Below are 20,327 nucleotides of genomic sequence, written 5' to 3' on the forward strand. Positions count from 1 at the left end.
CTATGGAGAAAAGACAGTTAGGCCAGAGTGATTTGCAGGTAGCGCCGCTTACCCTGGGTTGTAATGTATTTGGCTGGACCATTGATGAACAGCAGTCATTCAGCATTCTGGATGGTTATGTAGCCGCGGGGTTTAACCTGCTGGATACTGCCGATGTATACTCCCGCTGGAAGCCCGGCAATACCGGTGGCGAATCAGAAACCATTATAGGCAACTGGTTACAGGCGCGTGGAAACCGCAGCAAGGTAATTGTAGCCACCAAAGTAGGTGCCGATATGGGCCAGGGCAAAAAAGACCTGAGCAAAACCTATATACTGAAAGCCGTGGAAGCCTCGCTGAAACGCCTGCAGACCGATTATATTGATTTGTACCAGACCCATTGGGATGATGATACCAACCTGCCGGTGGAAGAAACGCTGGAAGCTTACCAGCAACTGGTGCAGGAAGGCAAAGTACGCTGGATTGGCGCCAGTAACCTTACCCCTGCCCGCCTGTTGGCCTCGCTGGAAGCCAGTAAACAACACGGCTACCCTGCCTATCAGACTTTTCAGCCCGAGTACAACCTGTACGAGCGCGAAGGCTTTGAAAAGGAAATGGAAGGCATTTGCCTGGAAAACCGGTTGGGTGTTATCAGTTACTTTTCGCTGGCGGCCGGCTTTTTAACCGGCAAATACCGCAGTGAAGACGACCTGGGCAAAAGCGTACGCGGCGGTGGGATGAAAAAATACCTGAACCCACGCGGGCAGCAGATACTGGAAGCGCTGGATAAGGTAGCAGCCGACTATGAGAGCACGCCGGCATCGGTAGCACTGGCCTGGTTAATTGCCCGTCCCTCTGTTACCGCACCTATAGCCAGCGCCACCAGCCTGGAGCAACTGGAAGCATTGACCAAATCAACCACCTTAAAACTGAACGAAGAAGCTATTGCGCTGTTAAACAAAGCCAGCGAATGGAGATAAATAAGTACCCTATATAGATATGATAGCAACAAAAGCATACGCAGCAGAAAAAGTGTCGGCCCCGCTGGCTCCTTTCAACTTTGAAAGAAGAGACGTGGGCGCACATGATGTACAGATTGAGATTTTATACTGCGGTGTTTGTCACTCAGACATTCACCAGGTAAGAGACGAGTGGGGCGGTTCTATCTTCCCTATGGTGCCCGGACATGAAATAGTAGGAAGGATTGTAAAAGCAGGCGATCATGTAACTAAATTTAAAGTGGGTGATCTGGCTGGTATTGGTTGTTTTGTAGATTCCTGCCGTGTTTGCGTAAACTGCAAAAACAACGAGGAGCAATATTGCCTGGAAGGTATGACAGGCACGTACAACGCCCGCGAACGCGAAACCAATGCCCCTACCTACGGCGGTTATTCTACCCACATTGTGGTAGACGAGCATTATACCCTGAAGGTATCGGACAAGCTGCCCCTGGCAGGCGTAGCACCGCTGTTGTGTGCCGGTATTACCACGTATTCCCCTCTGCGCCATGTAGGCGTTACCAAAGGGCATAAAGTGGCTGTACTGGGCTTAGGCGGTCTGGGCCATATGGCGGTTAAATTTGCAGCTGCCTTTGGTGCAGAAGTAACCATGTTAAGCGGCTCCCCTTCCAAAGAAGCAGACGCTAAAAGACTGGGTGCCCACAAATTTGCCCTTACTTCAGACAAAGCCACTATGGAAAGCCTGAAAGGTGAGTTTGATTTTATACTAAATACCGTATCGGCCGAACACAGCTACAGCACCTATCTGGATTTGCTGAAAACCAACGGCACTATGATTATTGTGGGCATACCATCGGAGCCTGCAAAAATTCCTGCGTTCGACCTCATTACCCAGCGCAAAAGCATTCTGGGCAGCATGATTGGCGGCATTAAGGAAACACAGGAAATGCTGGACTTTTGCGCAGAACATAACATAGTATCTGATGTAGAAGTAATAGACATCAACTACATTAACGAAGCATATGAGCGTGTATTAAAAAGCGATGTAAAGTATCGTTTTGTAATTGACATTAACTCCCTGAACAAATAACACGGGAGTAAGGAGTACCATTATGCAGCAGGGCGCCATTGGCGCCCTGTTTTTTTTACAGAATATTCTAACGTTAGTGGTAACGATTATAGGTCACCAGGCAGACTTAAAGTCGCCTTACTCAAAATTAAAATTTATTAAAAAACACAGGGGTTGCCCCCAATACCCGTTAAAGCTGGCTTAAAGGTGGTGCCGCGTGCAAACAATATAAGCAGGAGTATACTTTATTTGCTTTAAGAATTCGAAACATCCATATCCTGAACATTATGAAACGAAAAAAACGTAGCGTATCCTATCCGCACTTAAGTATAGCTACCAGCCTCGTTGCCAGAAAAAAAAGCCTGAAAGAATTGTATCGGTTTTGCGTCATCTCATTATTCTTCTCAGCACTTGCTTTTGCTTTCGATGAAACAATAGCTAAGCTCATTACCCGTATAGTACATGGCAACATTACCAATATAGATGACCTTAAATGGTACAGACATGCTTACGCCGGTGCCATAAAAATACTAGCGGGTACAGCTGGTATTGTTTCAGCAACATGGGTGATATACCTTCGCTGGATGCTGCCGGAAAAGTTGCGGGTTAAGCATTTTATGTATCTGCCTAAACACTACTAAGAAGCTTCCGGGCAAAAACTTACAGGAGCCTTTCCATACCTTCCCAAAGACTCCTGTACCCCCTATCTCCGATTCAGGCAGCCTCGACCTGGTTTACGCTGTTGAAAATAAATCTTTACTTATCCAACAATTCACCTACCTTCATCAGGATATCATTTGAGTATATCAGCATCTTGTAGTGAACGATTACCGCTAATCTTGTCGTCCTTCTTTACCTCCTGCTTTTTCTCAGATACTTTTTCTCATTTTAATATTTACAGGATGAATATCTATGTATCTAATTTAGGCTTTGGTGTAAACACCGAAGAACTGAAAAGTCATTTCTCCAAATACGGAAGTGTAGCATCCGTTAACATTGTTACAGACAAATTTACCGGACAGAGCAGAGGCTTTGCCTTTGTGGAAATGCCGCAGCAGGAAGAAGCGCAGCAAGCGGTTACAGAACTGAATGGCATTAGTTTATACGGCCGTAACATTACAGTAAATGAAGCCAGACCCCGGGAAGAACGCCCGGCAAAACGCGATAGAACTTTTTACTAGTTATATAAAAGGAAGCTTTTACAAGGCTTCCTTTTATTTTTAAACAGCTATGAATGAATGTAGCCGATATATATGAACTGCTTTACAGCAGAAGCTTTTACGAAAGAGATGGAAGAAAAAAGTTCCGTTTTAAAAACAATGCTCTGATTATAGACCGGTGCGCTTTAATGCCGTTTGCACTATACGAAGAAAACGGGCGCAACTATATTAACATACCCACCTGTGTGTTTTTAGAAAGAGATTTGCGGATTGAATGCGGGCACTCAGATGGCTGCACCTTTCATTTTTATGGAAAAACAACCGGACTGGAAGCACTGGTATTAGAATAATACCCTTAGCAAAACGGTACATATGAAAAAGGATATTGAACTAATAAATATTGAATTTAACACATTAGCCCAACGACACTACTTTAGTGTATGTGACCGGCTTGAGAAAGCCTCAGCAGGCTTTAGCCACTGGCAACATGAAACGGAATACCTGCAAATGCATGCTATGTACTGGGATTTACTGAGAATAAACCTGGAAACAGAAGCACTGACCCTGATAGAACAGCATAAAAACGCTCAGGACATTCATTTGCTTCAGAAAGCATTAACTATTCATATAAACAGATATCTGAACGAATTTAAGGTGAAGTATCGCCTCATCTGAGCACATCTGCTTTACTTACACCCCGGCACTTGCGGCATTGCCAGACAGATTTCGTTCTGTTAATGATATCCCCTTGAAAACGACAACGCATTTTAACTTCAAAACAACAAAAAACGAATTTTCTTCAAGCGATGTATTTAATAAATCCCTTATCTTTAATAAGATATAATTTGAGTATGTCAGCATCTTGTATTGAACGATTTCGCCTGATCCGTTGATCTTCCTTACCTCCTGCTTTTTCTCAGATCTGCCTTTTTTCTCAATTAAATTAACATGAGATGAATATTTATGTATCTAACCTTAGCTTCGGCGTAGACTCCGAAGACCTTTTAAGCCACTTCTCCCAATACGGAAAAGTTAATTCTATAAACATGGTAACCGACAAACTTGCCAATCAAAGCAAAAGCTCTGCAATGATTGAAATGCCCGAGCAGGAACAGGCCGAGAAAGCAATTGCTGCTTTAAACGGGCTTACGTTGTCTGGGCGGCCAATGATTTTAAACAGAAACAAACCCGTTGAAGCGCCTGTACGCCGTGTCAGAAGAACGTGGTAGGTGTACCTGGTTCAATCTGTAGCAGTTAACATACCCCAACTTATCCCCCTGCCTTACCCCCAACCAAGGCAATTAAGTAGTATTATGACCAATACCATTATTACAGGAAGCGGCAGCTTTATTCCTGAAAGAGTTATAACCAACAGCGACTTTTTAAGCCAGTACTTCTTTTCAGAAGACAAACTTCCGATTAAGCAGGACCAACAGATTATTATTAAGAAGTTTGAAGCTATTACCGGAATTAAGGAAAGAAGGTATGCCAGGGAAGAAATGAAAACCTCCGATCTGGCGGCTGTTGCCGCTGAACGCGCCATTGCAGACAGTAAAATAGATAAAGAAACTATTGACCTGATTATCGTGGCCCATAATTTTGGAGACATCAGCCATGGGCAGCATTATACAGATACCGTTCCTGCACTGGCAAGCCGGGTTAAGTATACATTGGGTATAAAAAACCCTGCGTGTGTTGCCTTTGATGTTTTATTTGGATGCCCCGGATGGCTGATGGCAGTAATGCAGGCAGATGCCTTTTTTAAAGCAGGAATGGCACGCAGTGCGTTAATTGTGGGGGCCGAAACCCTATCCCGTGTGTACGATCCGTTTGACAGAGACAGTATGATTTTTAGTGACGGTGCAGGTGCCGTAGTACTGGAATACAAAGAAACAACAGGTGGCATACTGGCCAGTAATGCCATGAGCCATTGCCAGGAAGAAGTGAATTACCTGAATATGACACCAGGTAACCACCCCACCGCATGCGCAGAAACACTGCTGTTAAAAATGAAAGGAAGAAAAGTATATGAATATGCGCTGAAGCATGTGCCGGAAGCCATGAAAGCCTGCGTGGATAAAGCAGGCATTCCTGTTTCCGACATAAAAAAGATATTCATTCACCAGGCGAATGAAAAGATGGACGAAGCCATACTGGAAGCATTTTATAAACTATACAATCAACACGCGCCCGCGGATGTAATGCCCATGAATATCCACGATCTGGGCAATAGCTCGGTAGCCACCATACCTACATTGTACAATATGGTAATGCATGGCCATTATAAGCAACATTCGCTGGCAAACGGAGATATAATACTATTTGCTTCTGTAGGGGCCGGAATGAATATAAATGCAGTTTGTTACAGGTATGTAGCCTGATTAAACAGGCTCCTGAACAGGGGGCGAAGATTTGCCCGAAACAATATTGGTAGCAACGGGGCCTTTAGGTCCCTTTTCTCTTGTATAGAAAACCTTGTCGTTTTCTTTTACAGGGAATGATAATTCGGAAGTGTGCACAAACACGCGCTCCTGTGTAACCAGATCGGTAATAAATCCAAAACCTTTTTCGTAATTGAAGAAAGATATTACGCCGTTACGCTGCAGATCAGCAGGCATATCTTCCATTTTAGGCACCCCAATTACCATGTCTTCCTGGCGGAATGTGTGTTTTTTTCTGGGGTCAACGGGTCTGTCAGTAAGGTTACCATTTTCATCCACATAAGCCATCATGTCTTCCAGGCTTTTACCTTTCTCCTTCCCTTCCTTCCGCTCCATCATTTTCTCTTTCTTATCCTGCGCCTTTTTCAGCCGCTGTTTTTCTCTTTCTCTCTTTGTAAATGTCTCTTGCGATCTCGCCATAGTTAAGATTTAATTTTTAAATAGGCCTCAGCCTGTTTCCACCCTTTTAAAATCCCGGTTCTGAATGATGCTGCAACAGCACCATTCAGAATCAGGTTTTTTATTCAACAATTACCACCTGTTGTTATTACGGGAGTAACCATTATTGCTTTTAAAACCACCACCGTTACCGGTTTTAGGCTTATCCTGTGCTTCAGCTACTCTCAGCTGTCTGCCATTCAGGTCGCTTCCGTTCAGGTTGTTAATAGCTGCATTGGCTTCATCAGCATTTTCCATTTCCACAAAGCCAAATCCTCTGGAACGGCCTGTTTCACGGTCGTTAATTACATTGGCAGAAGTTACGGTGCCAAAAGCGGAAAAAGCGTCTTGCAGATCTTCACTCTGAACACTGTAGTCCAGATTTGAAACATAAATTTTCATACTATAAATTAAATAAATACACTGAGTAAAGCAATGATTGACCAGCTATGTGCAACTATTAGAAGACTAAAGATGATGTCGATGCGAGGCTCAAAAAATATTACAATGCAAATATACGCTTTAAAAACCAAACATTCGTTTAATAGTTGTTTACAGGTACTGTCCGCCGCGTAAACTCCTTAAAGCCACCTTATAAGTCATTAAAATACAATCAAAAACGCTCTTGTCCCCCCATAAGCCGGTTAAAGCTTACTTAAAGCCCCATCTGAACTTTAACATTTTCCGTTGCCCTGTACTTTATTTGCTGTAACAATTAGTGAATCCGAATCCGAGCAGCATGAACAGTTCCGTATCCTATCCGAATTTAAAAGTAACCTCCGGTTTATTACCCAGAAAGAAAAGCCTGAAAGATCTGTACCGCTTTTGCGTAATCACCTTAACCTTATCTCTGTTTGCATTTATCTGCAACAATTTAACTGCCCAAACCATCACCAGCGTTTTACACAGCTCCGAAACAGATCTGGATATGGTGAAATGGTACTGGCGCACGTATTCGTTACTGGTGCAGGTATTATCCGGCACTGCTGCTATCGCTTCCATTACCTGGATTGTATACCTGCGCTGGATGCTGCCGGAGAGACTGCGGGTGAAGAATTATATACATTTGCCGAAGTATTATTAAGCAGTAACCAGTCTCCGGCAGACAAGTTGCGACTACATCTTCAACAGCCAGTTCCGGAAAACGTTATTTCGTTCCAGTACCTGAAACGGGAAACAGCCCCTTCCAGGATAAGCGGATTTCTCAAAGCGATTGAACATAAAATGCTTCCGTACAGCACCAACAGTATCATATTTATTCCACAGGATGAGCCGGCAGGCAAAAGAACCCATGATTCCCTACCGCTTCTATTACTTGCATGGGGTTTCATAATGGTGATAATATGGCTGCAACTTCTAATGTCTAACGATACTACACACAGCAAAAAATGCCACAGAAAACATAAAACAACTTAATACAACGCATTAAAGCACTTACTAAATAACCCGGACTTTATAAGCAAGACATTTATCTACCACCTCTTCCACCGGGGGATTGTATTGCGAATAGTCTCCGGCACCATCAGCATCTTCCGGATAATAGAACAAGCTGCTTCCCTGCGGATAAGGCACATTACTATCAAACAACTCCATTAATTTCTGAAGCTTTTCCGGGCTTTCATTGGCGGCTATAATTCTTTCGCCCAATACAATCAGTTCCACGCGGGTTAACGGGGGAGATGGGATTATTTCCGTAAGCGCTTCCTGAAAAAGATCGCTTTTATTAAACAGATGAAAAAACTGATCGTATCTGGCATCCTGCTCTCTACGGCTCAGCAACTCCTCCACAAAATACAGGTGTGTTTCAAATCTCATTTCTTCCAGTCTGACAGCAATCAGTTCAATTTTATCCTTGTGTAATTTACCAGCCAGATACAAGTGGCAAAGACCAATCAACGCCCTGGATTGCGTCCAGTCATATTCACCAAATGCAAAGGACTCAAGAACAGCAAGCGCCTTTTCATCCAGCAGATAAATAAGTTCAAATACAACATCCAGACAAACACTTATCCAGCCAGACAATCCTAATAAACTGTTGTCAACATTCGGATGTACCGGAATACCGTTCTTCAATATGTCACATAAATGCCGGAGATCATCGATTCCGATATGGCCACGCTGTTCTCTTACCGCAGACGCGAAACCGGCATTATCATTTATGTATATAGCTGCAAGCCGGGAGACAAGCAACTCCAGGGAACTCTTTTCCATTAATGAGTAATCTTAACCTCAGGAGCTTCTTTTCGCGCGCGTTGTTGAAACCCCACAACGGGCATATGAGAGGTATTAGTAGAATCTGGCACCAGGCAAATCATACCATCCTGCTGTAGCTGATAAAGATCAAAGCCACGCAGGTTGTTACCCACCTTTTGCGTAAGCAGCGGAGTTACTGTTATGGCGTTAGGCATGCCACCACCAAAATTTTTGTTATTACGAATACTATACGGCCTTGCAGGAGAATAAATGATAGTTTTTACTTCACTACTGTCTTTTGTATCTGCCAATGGCACAGTAGCGTTTTGTGATAAACCTGCGCACGCAGAGAGCAAACCCGTTGCAAGTAATAATGCTTTCATAATTCAGAGTTGTAGCTGTAAAATACGAAAAAACAGCCGTATGGGCCTGCAAACCAGCCGTGCAGACAGGAAACCACCGAAAGCAATGAACCTGACATAAATATTTTGCGTATATCCAATATGAAAGTATCAGCATCATTCATCTGTATGCTAGCCGGCATTTTATGCTACCCATTTGCCGGCTGTAGTAAAGGGCCTGCCAGTAACACGCCTGCATCCTCCCTTGCCAATGCTTCATCCGGCAACGATACCACTATACGCAGCAAAACCTATCTGGCTCTGGGCGACTCGTACACCATCGGGCAATCTGTAGACCCGTCCCTGCGTTTTCCTGCCCAGACAGCAGCGATACTAAACAGCGGAAAAACCCTGGTTACCCCTCCGGAATACATAGCAACTACCGGCTGGACAACCGCCAACCTACTAACAGCCATACAGAACCAAAACCCCAAAGGCCCGTACGATATGGTAAGTCTGCTGATAGGCGTAAACGATCAGTTTCAGCATCTGGATACCGCCGGGTATCGTTTGCGGTTTACACAGCTGCTGCAAAAAAGCATTTTACTGGCAGGCAACCGCCCCCTGCATGTTTTTGTACTCAGCATACCCGACTATAGCGTAACCCCGTTTGGCCAAAGCTACCAACCACAACAAACCGCAAAAGAAATCAACTGGTTTAACGCTATAAACCGCGAAATAACCGCTACATACCACTGCAACTGGCTGGATATAACGCCATCCACCCGGGAAGCTGCTACCAACAACACACTGGTGGCAGATGATGGCCTGCACCCTTCCGGAAAGGAATACCGTAAATGGGCAGAGGCACTGGCTCCTATGATGCGCGCTATATTATAAAGGCTTATTTTTCTAAACTTGCGCCTGTTTCAACCCTATTCCTGTAGCAATGACGCCCACCCTGCCCCAGGAGCCGGAACACCCACTCTATTGATAATATTACCTTAATACACCGCAAGCTTTTCCTGTTATACTTTTGCTGCAACCAATAAGCTTGTTTACGTTGTATACTGTACTGGATATAAAACAAGGTAGCGAAAAAGCTTTTGAAGCTGCATACACGCAGTATAAGGATAAACTGTACTTCTGGCTGCTGGGCAAAATGAAGTCTGAATACTGGGCGCAGGAAATTCTGCAGCAAACTTTTGTAAAATGCTGGGTATCACGCGAAAACCTGTCGGAAGAGGTGGAAGCCGATGTGCAGTTGTTCCGCATAGCCCGCTCCTTAATGATTGATCAGCTGCGCAAACTGGCCAATGAACGCAAACTGACAGAGAATGCTCCTGAGCCTGATACACACACTTCCCCCCTGCAACAATACCACGCCCGCGAAACCCTGCAGGAAATAGACAAAATAGTAAGCAATATGCCAGAAGTAGGCAAACAGGTATTCCGCCTCAGCCGCGAATACGGGCTTACCTATAACGAAATAGCCAAAGAATTATCCATCTCGCCCAAAACCGTGGAATACCATATTTCACGCACCCTCAGTCGGCTGCGCAAAGTAGTTGCTCCACTGTTCATTATCTTCTTTCACTAGCACCCTAAAGACTTCCCTGTTACCAAATTGTTAACCACTGGGGTGTTTTCCTTTTCAAACGAATAGTGTGTAGAATACTGGAAAATGAAGTTAAACGCGGAAGTGGTTACACGTTTTTTAAACAATGAATGTAGCAGAGAAGAAGCAGAGCGTATAAGTGCTTACTTTGAAGCCCACCCGGAAGAACTGGAAAAGTACATAGGAGAAGCTGAATGGAAACAATACAGCACCCCCTATACCCTGCCGGAGGTTACAGGTAAACAGCTATGGAAGCAGATAAAAGGTGAGGCTGCTATTGTTTCGCGCATACAACGCAAATGGTATTCATACGCCGCAGCAGCAGCTGTATTTACACTGGTGGCCGGCAGCATGATGTGGTTTATTGGTAAACAGAACAGCAAATCAACCGCCGCTGTACAACCGGTTGCCGATACCCTGCTTATGGCAAGTATTACCAATACCGGCAAGCTGGATAAGCTGTTTACATTGGAAGATGGTTCAGAAATAATCCTTAGTGCCAACAGCACATTGGAATACCCCACCCGCTTTGGTACTAAACAACGTTTTATAAAGCTGGAAGGCAAGGCTTTGTTTAAAGTGGCGCAGGAAAAAGGCCGCCCCTTTACCGTGGCAACAGGTGGTTTAACCACTACCGCGTTGGGTACCTCTTTCTGGATAGAATGCCGCAAAGCCCATAACAACATACAGGTAAAACTGATTACCGGTAAAGTAGTGGTACAAAAAGATACCACACAGCCGACAGTAACTGCTTTTAAACCGGTATACCTTACACCGGGGCAGGAACTGGTGTTTGATAAACAGGCACAACTGGCCAGTGTATCAGATAAAACCACAAAACCAACCGCTGCCGGCAAAACAGCGGCCCCGGCAATGGTAAACGCACTGGCATTTAACCAGCGCCCTTTACCGGAAGTACTGCATGCATTGGAAAATCATTTTCATGTTACCATTGAATTTGAGGAAACACAGCTGAACAAAATGAAATTTTCCGGCAGCTATACAGCAGCTGATAAAATAGACGATATACTGACTACCGTAACATTAATCAACGACCTGAAACTGGAAAAAACAGCAAACGGTTATAGCATAACAAAGTAATTCCTAACACATACAAAGCAAGGTAAACCCGGCACAAAGCACCGGAAGGCTGCTTATTGCCATAACTTTTTAAACATCCACCAAAATGAGATCAACAGGAAAGCAAATTTTATTACGAACGGCTGCATTTTTCAGCCTGCTCGTATTGCTGCAACTGAGTGCCTTTGCCCAAACCGGCAATGTAAAAGGCCTTATCCGCAATGAGAAAGGCGAAGCAGTGGCCGGTGCCACCGTTGTACTGAACAACGCAACTGCCCGCTTTAACCAAAGCACCCGTACCGATTCCGGCGGTCTGTTCCGCTTTACACAGGTACCTGTGGGCAACGGCTACAGTATTGAAGTTTCGCATGTGGGTTATGTAAAACAAACCATGCCCAACTACAGCATCAAAGAAGGTGAACTGGTATCTGTAGCAGTTAAACTTGCAGAAGCCAACAGTCAACTGAATGAAGTGGTGGTAGTAGGTTATGGCACCAGAAGCCGCAACGAAGTTACCGGTGCGGTAACCTCGTTAAAAAGAGAAGATTTTAACCAGGGGGTATTCAGCTCGCCCATGCAGTTATTGCAAGGTAAAGTGGCAGGTTTAAACGTTACCCGCAGCGGCAACCCAAACGAAAACCCTTCCGTAATACTGCGTGGCCCTTCCAGCTTTCGCGCTAATACTTCTGCGTACGAACCTTTTTATGTAATAGATGGTGTACCCGGTGCAAACATTAATATAGTTGCACCAGACGATATTGAAAGCATGGACGTACTGAAAGATGCGGCATCTACTTCCATTTACGGCGCCCGCGCAGCCAACGGTGTTATCATTGTTACTACGCGCAAAGTACGCAAAGGCCAGTCGCACCTGTCTTACAGCACTTACGGCGCTATTGAGCAGATATCCAATACCCTGAAAATGGCTGATGCCAATGAACTGAGGGCCTATATAAAAGCTAATGGCAGAACGCTTATTCCGGTTAATGATGATGGCGTAAGCAATACAGACTGGCAGAAAGAAGTAACCCGCACAGGCGTTTCACACAACCACAACCTATCCTTCAACGGAAGCAACCAGCACTCCGCTTACGGTGTAAGTGTAAACTATCTCAACAACGAAGGTATCATCAAAACATCTTCCATGAATCGTTTTGTGGTACGTGCCAATCTGGAACACCGCGCGTTTGAAGATCGTCTGAAAATAAACCTGAATGTTACCAACAGCATTACTAATGGCAACCAGGTTCCGGCACAGGTATATAACAACATGATGACTTACCTGCCTACTGTAAGTGTAATGCAGCCTGATGGCAGCTATACCGAAGATAGAAGCAGAACCGTAGGTACAGGCGGTTATTATAACCCTGTGGCACTATTGTACAACAATACCATACAGAACAAAATAAACCTGTTTCTGGTAAATGGCGTAGTAAACTGGAACATTCTGCCTGGTCTGGATTTTACCACTTCTATCTCTATGCAGAAGCAACAGCTGGATACCAACCTGTATTATAAAAGCACTTCCATGCTGCTGCCTACTGTAACGGATAAAGGTTTCGCAGAAAGAACTGCTGTTAGCAATACCAGAAAAATATGGGAATCGTACGCCAACTACGCTACCTCATTTGGAAAGCACAACATTAAATTACTGGCAGGTTATTCCTGGCAGGAAGACCGGGAAGGTGATGGCTTCAAATCCTCTAACTACAACTTCGTATCCGACGAGTTATTATGGAATAATCTGGGACTGGGTGCCGGCGGCGTTCGTAACTATGGTTACAACTACCTCTCTACACTTCGTCTGGTTTCATTTTATGGCCGTGCCAGCTACGACTTCAACGGCAAATACCTGTTTCAGGCATCTCTGCGCCGCGATGGTTCTTCTGCATTCGGCGCCAATAACCGCTGGGGATATTTTCCTGCCGTTTCTGCCGGCTGGAACATCAACCGCGAAGCATTCATGAGCAATGTACATTTCATCAATGCGCTGAAACTACGTGCCGGCTATGGTGTTTCCGGTAACTCAACCGGCTTTAATGCCTATTCTTCCCAGGCAATTCTGGGCTCCAGCAATACTTACTTCTGGTATAATAACGGCTACATCACTTCAATGGGCCCATTACAGGCTGACAACCCGGCGCTTAAATGGGAACGCACCTCTACTGTAAACGTAGGTATTGACTTCAGCATATTTAACAACAAACTGAATGGTTCAATTGACGTATACGACAAGCGCACATCTGATCTGATTGGCGATTACACCGTTTCGCCGCTGGTATCCAGCTTTACCACCCTTACTGCCAACGTAGGCAAAATGAGTAACAAGGGTATTGAACTAAGCCTTAACTCTACACCTGTTAAAACCGGTAAATTCAGCTGGACTACCGCCGTAAACCTGGCACACAACGTAAACAAAATCGAATCTATCTCTAACGAATTGTTCAAAAGGGATATCTTCTATACCGCCGGAAACGTAAGCGGCCGCAGCCAGAGTGGTGTATTAGGTTACCAGGTAATTAAAGAAGGATTACCATTAGGCTCTTTCTACACATTACGCTATGCGGGTAAAGATGCTACCGGCAAAACTATGTTCTACGATACCAAAGGAGCAGCAGCTACCGGCAACAATACAAACGCATCCTTTTTTGTAAACGGTTCTGCACAACCTAAATTACTGTATGGCTGGAACAACACTTTCCGTTATGGCCAGTTTGATTTAAATGTGTTTGTACGTGGTGTAATGGGTAACAAAATTCTGAACGCAACCCGTGCAGATATGCGTGCGGTTTCGCTGGCAAACCAAACCAACATTCTGAAAGACGCACTGGATGTATCTATGGATGACAGTCAGGAACATTTTATTTCTGACAAGTACATAGAAAGCGGTTCTTACCTGCGCCTGGACAATGTCACACTGGGTTATAGCCTTAACACAAAACAGAATTACCACCTGCGTTTTTATGTAGCAGCCAACAACCTGTTTGTAATTACCAAATACACTGGTATAGATCCGGAAATCAACATGTCTGGTCAAACACCAGGTATAGACAACCGCAACTTCTATCCTAAAACCCGCTCATTCATTGCAGGTTTAAATGTAACCTTCTAATACTCTGTTGCAACCGAATAAAATAAAAAGCAAGATGACTAAAAGAATAAATATCGCCATAGCAGCAGCGGCCTTAATAGCAGGCACAAGTTGCACCAAGCTGGACGTACCCGTTGAATCGCAACTGGCTGCGAGCAGCTTTCCTAAAACGGTGGATCAGTATATTTCGGTAACAGGGCCTGTATACCAGCGCTTTGCTACCTCTGGTTATGCTACAGACATGTTCAGAGCCAACGAATTTACCACCGAAGAAGCCATGATACCTACCCGCGACCAGGGGTATTACGATAATGCTGTTTACATTAAATGGCACAAACACACCTGGACGGAAGACGATGTACTGTCACAGTGGACATGGGGCTTTAGCGGCATTTCTGATTGTAACAGAATTATACCTATTCTGGAAGGCGCTGCTGACACTACCATCAACAAACTGTTTGTAGCAGAAATAAAAACAATGCGTGCGCTGTACTATTTCTATATGATGGATATGTATGGCAATATTCCTATTACTACCACCAGTACCACGGAGCTGCCTAAACAGTACAAACGTGCTGAGGTTTGTGCACATATTGAGAAAGAACTGCTGGCTGCTATTCCTAATCTGGCTACCCCTTCAACCGTAGATATAAAGTACTACGGCCGCCCTACCAGATGGATGGCTTATGCCCTGTTGCAAAAGCTGTATCTGAACTGGGAAACCTATACCGGTACCAAAAGATACAATGATGCCATCACGTACGGCAACAAGATCATGGCAGAATCAGGCCTTACCCTGGTGGGAGATTATATGAGCCTGTTTTCGCCTAAAAACGGCGCCAACACCGAAACCATTTTCGCAGCTATTTTTGATGCGGATAAAGGCAAAGGCAACCACCTGATGCGTTTTGGCCTGCATGGTAACCTGCAGCGTAAATACAATCTGGTTTTCGCGCCCAGTAACGCTATGTGTACTACGCTGGAATTTTTTAACCTGTTTAACCTTGCCGGTGATGCACGCGACACTACCTGGTTAAGCGGGCCACAATACCTGTTTGACAAAACCACCCCCATCATCAATTCTAACGGCGGTGGCGTGCAACTGGTAATTGAACCGAACATTCAACTGGTTAACGCCGAGAGAATGGACGTAGGGCCTGAGAAAAATGGTATTTCCTATGGTGCCAGATCTGTAAAGTATTACCCTGACCCTAATACCATTGACCGCTTTGCCAATAACGACATGCCGGTTTTACGCCTGGGTGATGTGTACCTGATGCAGGCAGAAGCCATTCTGAGAAATGGTGGAGATGCTTCAACGGCAGTGGAAATGGTAAACAGAATCCGCAGAAGAGTGAACGCACCTGTAGTAAGCAGCATTACACTGGATGAACTGTTGAATGAGCGTGGCCGTGAACTGGCCTGGGAAGGCTGGCGCCGTAACGATCTGATTCGTTTTGGTAAGTACGAAGGTAAATGGGGCTTTAAAGCAGGTAACGAGAGCCCAAATCTTCGCCTGTTCCCGATCCCTTCACAGGAAAGGGCCATTTACCCGCACCTGATACAGAACGATGGTTACAAATAGCCTGAACTTATAAAAGCTTCCTCCACAAAGCTGTTAAAATGGTTCATGGACGTATCCATGAACCATTTTTTATTACATTGCCGGCCACTTGAAAACAGCTGCTGCCATATGACTACAGTGGCCAATACATTACAATAACATTACAGGTATGAAAAGAAGAGATTTTTTCAGAAACACAGCACTCACAGCCTTAGGCACTACACTGCTTGCGCCGCTGCAAGCTTTTGCAGCATCCGGCGTTACGTTTCTGCAAAGTGAAGACATTGCACCCCGTGCCGCATTGAATGACGACTATCCCCTGCATTTTCTGGCAATTGGCGACTGGGGCCGTAACGGCGCAGACCACCAGGTGCATGTAGCCAAACAAATGGGAAAATGGGCTACTGACCATCCCAACAACTTTATTATCTCCGTAGGCGATAACTTTTACCCCAGCGGTATTGCCAGCGAGCATGATCCGCTGTGGCATTACTCTTTTGAAAATGTGTATACCGATTTTTCGCTACAGTGGGATTGGTACCCCATTCTGGGCAATCACGATTACAAGTCAGATCCCGATGCGCAGGTACGTTACAGCAAAATAAGCCGCCGCTGGAAAATGCCTGCCAGATACTACTCCAAAGAAGTATCGCTGGGTACCGGCAAAGGAAAAGTGTTATTCCTGTTTATTGATACCAACCCGATGATTCCGGAGTTTTACAGCAATGCCGAATACGGCCCACATGTAGCTGGTCAGCAGCCGGAAAAACAGCTGGACTGGATTAACCAGACGCTACAGAATGCAAGCGCCGATGTTAAATGGAAAATAGTAGTGGGCCACCACCCCATGTATACCGCCGGGCCGCGTACTACCAATTATGATACACTGGCAATAAGAAAAGTGCTGGAGCAAACGCTGGAACAAAACAAGGTAGATATTTATCTGGCTGGTCACGACCACTCGCTGCAACACCTGAAAACCGGCACTTACACGCATCATTTTATTTCAGGCGCAGGATCGGAAGTAACACCGGTTAAAAGCGATATACCCTACAGCAAATTCCAGGCTGCTGAGTATGGTTTTATGTACTTCTCAGTAAACGGAGAAGCCATAAACGTAAAAACCATCAGCCATGAAGGAAAGATTATTTATGAGACTACTGTAACCAGATAGCAATTGTAAAAGGCCGGTACCTGTTACCGGTCTTTTCATTTATACAGGCACCACCACATACAAACCCCAGGCAATGGCTGCCGCCACCAGGGTATTTAAAAAGTTAACTGTATTATTTCCTATCAACTGTTTACGTTCCCACAACGCACCAGCCAGCGAATCAGCCAGATTGCCAATAATACCCGATACAGTAACGATAAGCAGTTCCGTTCCATTCCACCCCGGCAGTATATGAATAACGCCGGCTATCAAAGCCCCGGCAACGCCAATCAATGTACCCTCTATACTAATAACACCATCCAGCCCCTTCGCTTCCGGCTTACCGGAAAGAATATTGAAAAACCGCTTACCATATACCATTCCTAACTCAGAAGATAAAGTATCTGCCATAGCTGAAGCCAGCGCAGCAGCCAGCAGTAAACGAAAAAGCCCCGCCTGTGCAGGCAGCAGATAAGCCAGTATGGCCGCAATAGCAGCTACTCCCCCATTGGCAAACACCTGTGCTGCACTACGTTGTTGCGAATGAGCTTCTCCGGCAGCATTGGCTTGCTTTTGCTCCTTCTTCCAGGCCGTAGCCATTACACCTAAAGCGAAAAAGGCCCCCAGCATCCATACACCTTTCCATCCGGCTCCCACGTACATACTTACCCCGATTATACCCCCCAGTAAAGCAGCCGGCACGGTAAGCTTTCGCTTCCATACACTAAAGCACATTACAACTAAAAGTACAACGCTCAATAAAATATAGCTGGTTGTCATTTATTACGCCAGTTAATTTCTTTTACACCTTCGGCAGATTGAAACTCGCCCATAATACCGGCCAGTTCCTGCCTGCTGATGTTTTTAAAGCGGAAAGATAGCTGATAACCCTCATCCGATTTTGCAATGTTACAATACGCAATATCCAGGTGTTGCCGCCCCAGCAGTTCATTTACAATAGCGGCAGACTGCTCCTGCCGGGCAAGCATAATAGTAATGCCCCTTGGAGCCAGCCGGGAACTCACCTTTTTTTCAAACAACTGCAGCACCCATAAAATAATGATAGCAAGTACAGTAGCGGCAAGGGCAGCAAAATACATACCCCCACCCGTTGCCAACCCTATGGCTGCTACCGTCCACAAACCGGAAGCAGTAGTAAGCCCTTTAATAACCCCTTCCTTTAATACAATAATAGTACCTGCGCCAATAAAACCCATACCACTAACCACCTGCGCAGCAACGCGTGAAGGGTCTAACTCCACATCGGGCCTGCCCAGTATATCTTCAAAGCCGAAAGACGATACCAGCATAGCCAACGATGCCCCCACACAAACCATCATATGTGTGCGCATACCAGCGGTCCAGTCTTTCCGTTCCCGCTCCAGACCAACAGCGCCACCCAATACGGCTGCCAGCCCCAGCCGCAGTAATACCTCACTCCATTCCAGTAACATAGTCGTAAATTTTGGTGAGCAATCTTCTGAATTTACCAAAATAAACGTGCCGCCCCAAAACACGTTCGGGACGGCACTGGTAATACACTAAAACAACAGCGCTTATTTCTTTGTATAAATAACACCCAGCTTATCTACTTCCTCACCGGAATTTCCGTAAAAACCAGTAATCTTATATCCCGCAGGTGCCGTATAAGTAACTGTGTTACCGGTAGTTTTGCCGGTAGCCAGCGTACGGCCCAGGCTGGTGGTAAGCCTGATATAAAAAATGCGTGTTCTGCCATTGTATTGGCCGGAACACAGTGTAACCGAATTAACTGTTTCACCACTTTGCAGGGTAAGCGATTGCTCTGTACCACCGGTACCGCCATGCCCAAGCACTGTTCCGTTGGCAAGGGTAACCTGTACTTTGTCTACCCGGCTGCCGCCGCATACAGTAAACACTGTAGCATTGCTGGTAGCCATAAGTGTTTCCAGATCATTAAAAGGAGTGCCATGCGGGCCGCCAAACAAATCACTGGCAGCAAATGGTTGTTGCAGTGTATAAGTAAATTGGGTAGCAACAGGCATATGGTCAGACAACTGCTCGCCCGCGGCATTTACAAAGTTCTGTACCACGTTATAATCGCTGCCCTGGAGTTTTACATACTTACTGCTGCGGTAAAAAATTTTATCTACTACTTCACAACTGTTGGTAATAGCAGGAAAAGTACATGCAATAGCAGGTGAGCCTAAAGCAGGATAGTTTCCGCCACGCACCAGCTCAATCCACGGATCAGTCATACCATTTACATCGGTAAGTAAACGCAGATTGTTATCGCGGGTATAACGGCCATTGGTATCTCCCATTACAATTACCGCATTGCCTTTGGAATTGGCAGCAATGAAATTACTCAGTTGTAGCAGATTGTCTGCCCGCGCAGCAATAGATGCTTCATCAGACTCTGCATTCGTGTGCATATTATATACATCAATATATACACCTTCAGCCAGCCGGTAACGGCAATACGTAAATCCTTTAGGGGTAAGGGCGTTTTCATTAATACGCGTATTAAATGTAATGCGCGCAAAATCGGTCATAGGAAAATAAGACAATGAATTTAATCCATCCCCTATACCCATACCACCGCTGGTGTTAGATCGGTAAGGATGTACATTGCCTTTATCATACAGGTAGGCATGATAATTAAAATCTTCCTGCACCTGTACAATATCATAGGCATTCGCCATACGGCCTATCTGCGAAGTGCTGGAATCGCGCCGGGTAGTAGCACTGGAAAACAGTTGCAATAAACCTGCTACATTATAAGTAAGTACGGAAAAGGTGCCTCCGGTAGCGGTAGCGGTACGTGCGGCAGCAGCTACAGCAATGGTATTATCAGTTTCAGCTACAGATTGCTGCTGTTTACTGCAAGCGGCCAGTACAAAAGGGGCAGCAACCGCCATTACCATCCATCGGGTAATACAATTAGTCTTTTTCATTTCGTTTGTGTGGTTTTAATACAGGCAATACATCACCCACAGCCTTTACAAGCTGCAGACATACTATGCCCTGCATGAATAATAGTTAAGAAAAAGCAAGCCTGTAATCGTTCGTTAGCCGGCAACAAAAGCGATACAGTAACTATTCGTTTGAAAAGAGAAACACCCTTGCGGGTAACAATTTGTTAATCCGCCTTTCATTCATCGGTAAAATAAGCATGCCTGCATAGCCAATTGTTGTACATAAAGTGTCATTTCAACTTTTTTAACATAAAAGTCTATTAAAATAGTGTTGTAATAACTTT

Annotated in this window: 22 protein-coding genes; 15 read left to right on the plus strand and 7 right to left on the minus strand. The window is 45.0% G+C overall.

The genetic code is table 11. From position 1 onward, the window contains the following. The first annotated feature begins 2 nt into the window (after nt 1–2). The 8 genes from IEY13_RS10300 (at nt 3) to IEY13_RS10335 (ending at nt 5,548) form a co-directional block, all read left to right on the plus strand. Nucleotides 3–959, plus strand: a complete 957-nt coding sequence (locus IEY13_RS10300; RefSeq protein WP_188951894.1) for an aldo/keto reductase — start codon at nt 3–5, stop codon at nt 957–959. A gap of 19 nt (nt 960–978) precedes the next feature. Then, entirely contained in the window at nt 979–2,028 is a 1,050-nt protein-coding gene (locus tag IEY13_RS10305) for an NAD(P)-dependent alcohol dehydrogenase (protein ID WP_188951895.1), read from the plus strand. A gap of 266 nt (nt 2,029–2,294) precedes the next feature. Then, the gene (locus IEY13_RS10310) at nt 2,295–2,648 is read left to right on the plus strand and encodes a hypothetical protein (protein WP_188951896.1); all 354 of its coding nucleotides are present in this window, start codon (nt 2,295–2,297) and stop codon (nt 2,646–2,648) included. 261 nt (nt 2,649–2,909) lie between these two features. Then, complete coding sequence (rbp, locus tag IEY13_RS10315) at nt 2,910–3,188, plus strand: RNA-binding regulator (RefSeq protein WP_188951897.1); 279 nt, start codon at nt 2,910–2,912, stop codon at nt 3,186–3,188. Between the two features lie 53 nt (nt 3,189–3,241). Beyond that, on the plus strand, nt 3,242–3,517 hold the full coding sequence (locus tag IEY13_RS10320; RefSeq protein ID WP_188951898.1) for a hypothetical protein: 276 nt from the start codon (nt 3,242–3,244) through the stop codon (nt 3,515–3,517). 22 nt (nt 3,518–3,539) lie between these two features. Beyond that, nucleotides 3,540–3,842: a hypothetical protein gene (locus tag IEY13_RS10325; protein ID WP_188951899.1), complete on the plus strand. Its 303-nt coding sequence runs from the start codon at nt 3,540–3,542 to the stop codon at nt 3,840–3,842. A gap of 278 nt (nt 3,843–4,120) precedes the next feature. Then, nucleotides 4,121–4,396: an RNA recognition motif domain-containing protein gene (locus IEY13_RS10330; RefSeq protein ID WP_188951900.1), complete on the plus strand. Its 276-nt coding sequence runs from the start codon at nt 4,121–4,123 to the stop codon at nt 4,394–4,396. 84 nt (nt 4,397–4,480) lie between these two features. Further along, complete coding sequence (locus IEY13_RS10335) at nt 4,481–5,548, plus strand: 3-oxoacyl-ACP synthase III family protein (RefSeq protein WP_188951901.1); 1,068 nt, start codon at nt 4,481–4,483, stop codon at nt 5,546–5,548. On the opposite strand, the gene IEY13_RS10340 is transcribed toward IEY13_RS10335, so the two are convergent. Then, nucleotides 5,549–6,028: a cold-shock protein gene (locus tag IEY13_RS10340; protein WP_188951902.1), complete on the minus strand. Its 480-nt coding sequence runs from the start codon at nt 6,026–6,028 to the stop codon at nt 5,549–5,551. 111 nt (nt 6,029–6,139) lie between these two features. After that, nucleotides 6,140–6,448 (minus strand): RNA-binding regulator, encoded by a 309-nt coding sequence (gene rbp / locus IEY13_RS10345; protein WP_188951903.1) that lies wholly within the window; start codon nt 6,446–6,448, stop codon nt 6,140–6,142. Between the two features lie 337 nt (nt 6,449–6,785). Here rbp (IEY13_RS10345) and IEY13_RS10350 point away from each other — a divergent pair, with 337 nt between their 5' ends. Continuing rightward, nucleotides 6,786–7,130: a hypothetical protein gene (locus IEY13_RS10350; RefSeq protein ID WP_188951904.1), complete on the plus strand. Its 345-nt coding sequence runs from the start codon at nt 6,786–6,788 to the stop codon at nt 7,128–7,130. Nucleotides 7,131–7,483: 353 nt separating this feature from the next. On the opposite strand, the gene IEY13_RS30130 is transcribed toward IEY13_RS10350, so the two are convergent. Together IEY13_RS30130 and IEY13_RS10360 are read right to left on the minus strand one after the other, a co-directional pair. Then, nucleotides 7,484–8,257, minus strand: a complete 774-nt coding sequence (locus IEY13_RS30130; protein ID WP_229687811.1) for a bacteriocin immunity protein — start codon at nt 8,255–8,257, stop codon at nt 7,484–7,486. Further along, on the minus strand, nt 8,257–8,622 hold the full coding sequence (locus IEY13_RS10360) for a hypothetical protein (protein WP_188951905.1): 366 nt from the start codon (nt 8,620–8,622) through the stop codon (nt 8,257–8,259). Before IEY13_RS10360 ends, IEY13_RS30130 begins: the two co-directional genes overlap by 1 nt. A 120-nt stretch (nt 8,623–8,742) precedes the next feature. On the opposite strand from IEY13_RS10360, the gene IEY13_RS10365 reads away from it, so the two are divergent. From IEY13_RS10365 to IEY13_RS10390, 6 genes are all read left to right on the plus strand, one after another. After that, nucleotides 8,743–9,480, plus strand: coding sequence for an SGNH/GDSL hydrolase family protein (locus tag IEY13_RS10365; protein ID WP_188951906.1), 738 nt, complete (start codon nt 8,743–8,745; stop codon nt 9,478–9,480). 154 nt (nt 9,481–9,634) lie between these two features. Then, nucleotides 9,635–10,180 (plus strand): RNA polymerase sigma factor, encoded by a 546-nt coding sequence (locus tag IEY13_RS10370; protein ID WP_188951907.1) that lies wholly within the window; start codon nt 9,635–9,637, stop codon nt 10,178–10,180. 84 nt (nt 10,181–10,264) lie between these two features. Then, the gene (locus tag IEY13_RS10375) at nt 10,265–11,299 is read left to right on the plus strand and encodes a FecR family protein (protein WP_188951908.1); all 1,035 of its coding nucleotides are present in this window, start codon (nt 10,265–10,267) and stop codon (nt 11,297–11,299) included. Between the two features lie 85 nt (nt 11,300–11,384). Continuing rightward, entirely contained in the window at nt 11,385–14,390 is a 3,006-nt protein-coding gene (locus IEY13_RS10380) for a SusC/RagA family TonB-linked outer membrane protein (RefSeq protein ID WP_188951909.1), read from the plus strand. Between the two features lie 34 nt (nt 14,391–14,424). Continuing rightward, a complete protein-coding gene (locus IEY13_RS10385) occupies nt 14,425–15,954 on the plus strand; it encodes a RagB/SusD family nutrient uptake outer membrane protein (RefSeq protein ID WP_188951910.1) in 1,530 nt (509 codons plus the stop codon). 148 nt (nt 15,955–16,102) lie between these two features. Beyond that, nucleotides 16,103–17,107 (plus strand): purple acid phosphatase family protein, encoded by a 1,005-nt coding sequence (locus IEY13_RS10390; RefSeq protein WP_188951911.1) that lies wholly within the window; start codon nt 16,103–16,105, stop codon nt 17,105–17,107. A 39-nt stretch (nt 17,108–17,146) separates the two neighbouring features. Here the strand turns inward: IEY13_RS10390 and IEY13_RS10395 are convergent, their stop codons facing one another. From IEY13_RS10395 to IEY13_RS10405, 3 genes are all read right to left on the minus strand, one after another. Continuing rightward, nucleotides 17,147–17,866, minus strand: coding sequence for a DUF92 domain-containing protein (locus IEY13_RS10395; RefSeq protein ID WP_188951912.1), 720 nt, complete (start codon nt 17,864–17,866; stop codon nt 17,147–17,149). Beyond that, nucleotides 17,863–18,540, minus strand: a complete 678-nt coding sequence (locus IEY13_RS10400) for an MgtC/SapB family protein (protein ID WP_188951913.1) — start codon at nt 18,538–18,540, stop codon at nt 17,863–17,865. Before IEY13_RS10400 ends, IEY13_RS10395 begins: the two co-directional genes overlap by 4 nt. Nucleotides 18,541–18,642: 102 nt before the next feature. Further along, nucleotides 18,643–20,022 carry a jacalin-like lectin gene (locus tag IEY13_RS10405; protein WP_229687812.1) on the minus strand — a complete coding sequence of 460 codons (1,380 nt, stop codon included), beginning with the start codon at nt 20,020–20,022 and terminating at the stop codon, nt 18,643–18,645. Nucleotides 20,023–20,327: the final 305 nt, after the last annotated feature.

Origin of the sequence: Filimonas zeae (assembly GCF_014641615.1) — a bacterium.
Lineage (GTDB): Bacteria > Bacteroidota > Bacteroidia > Chitinophagales > Chitinophagaceae > Filimonas > Filimonas zeae.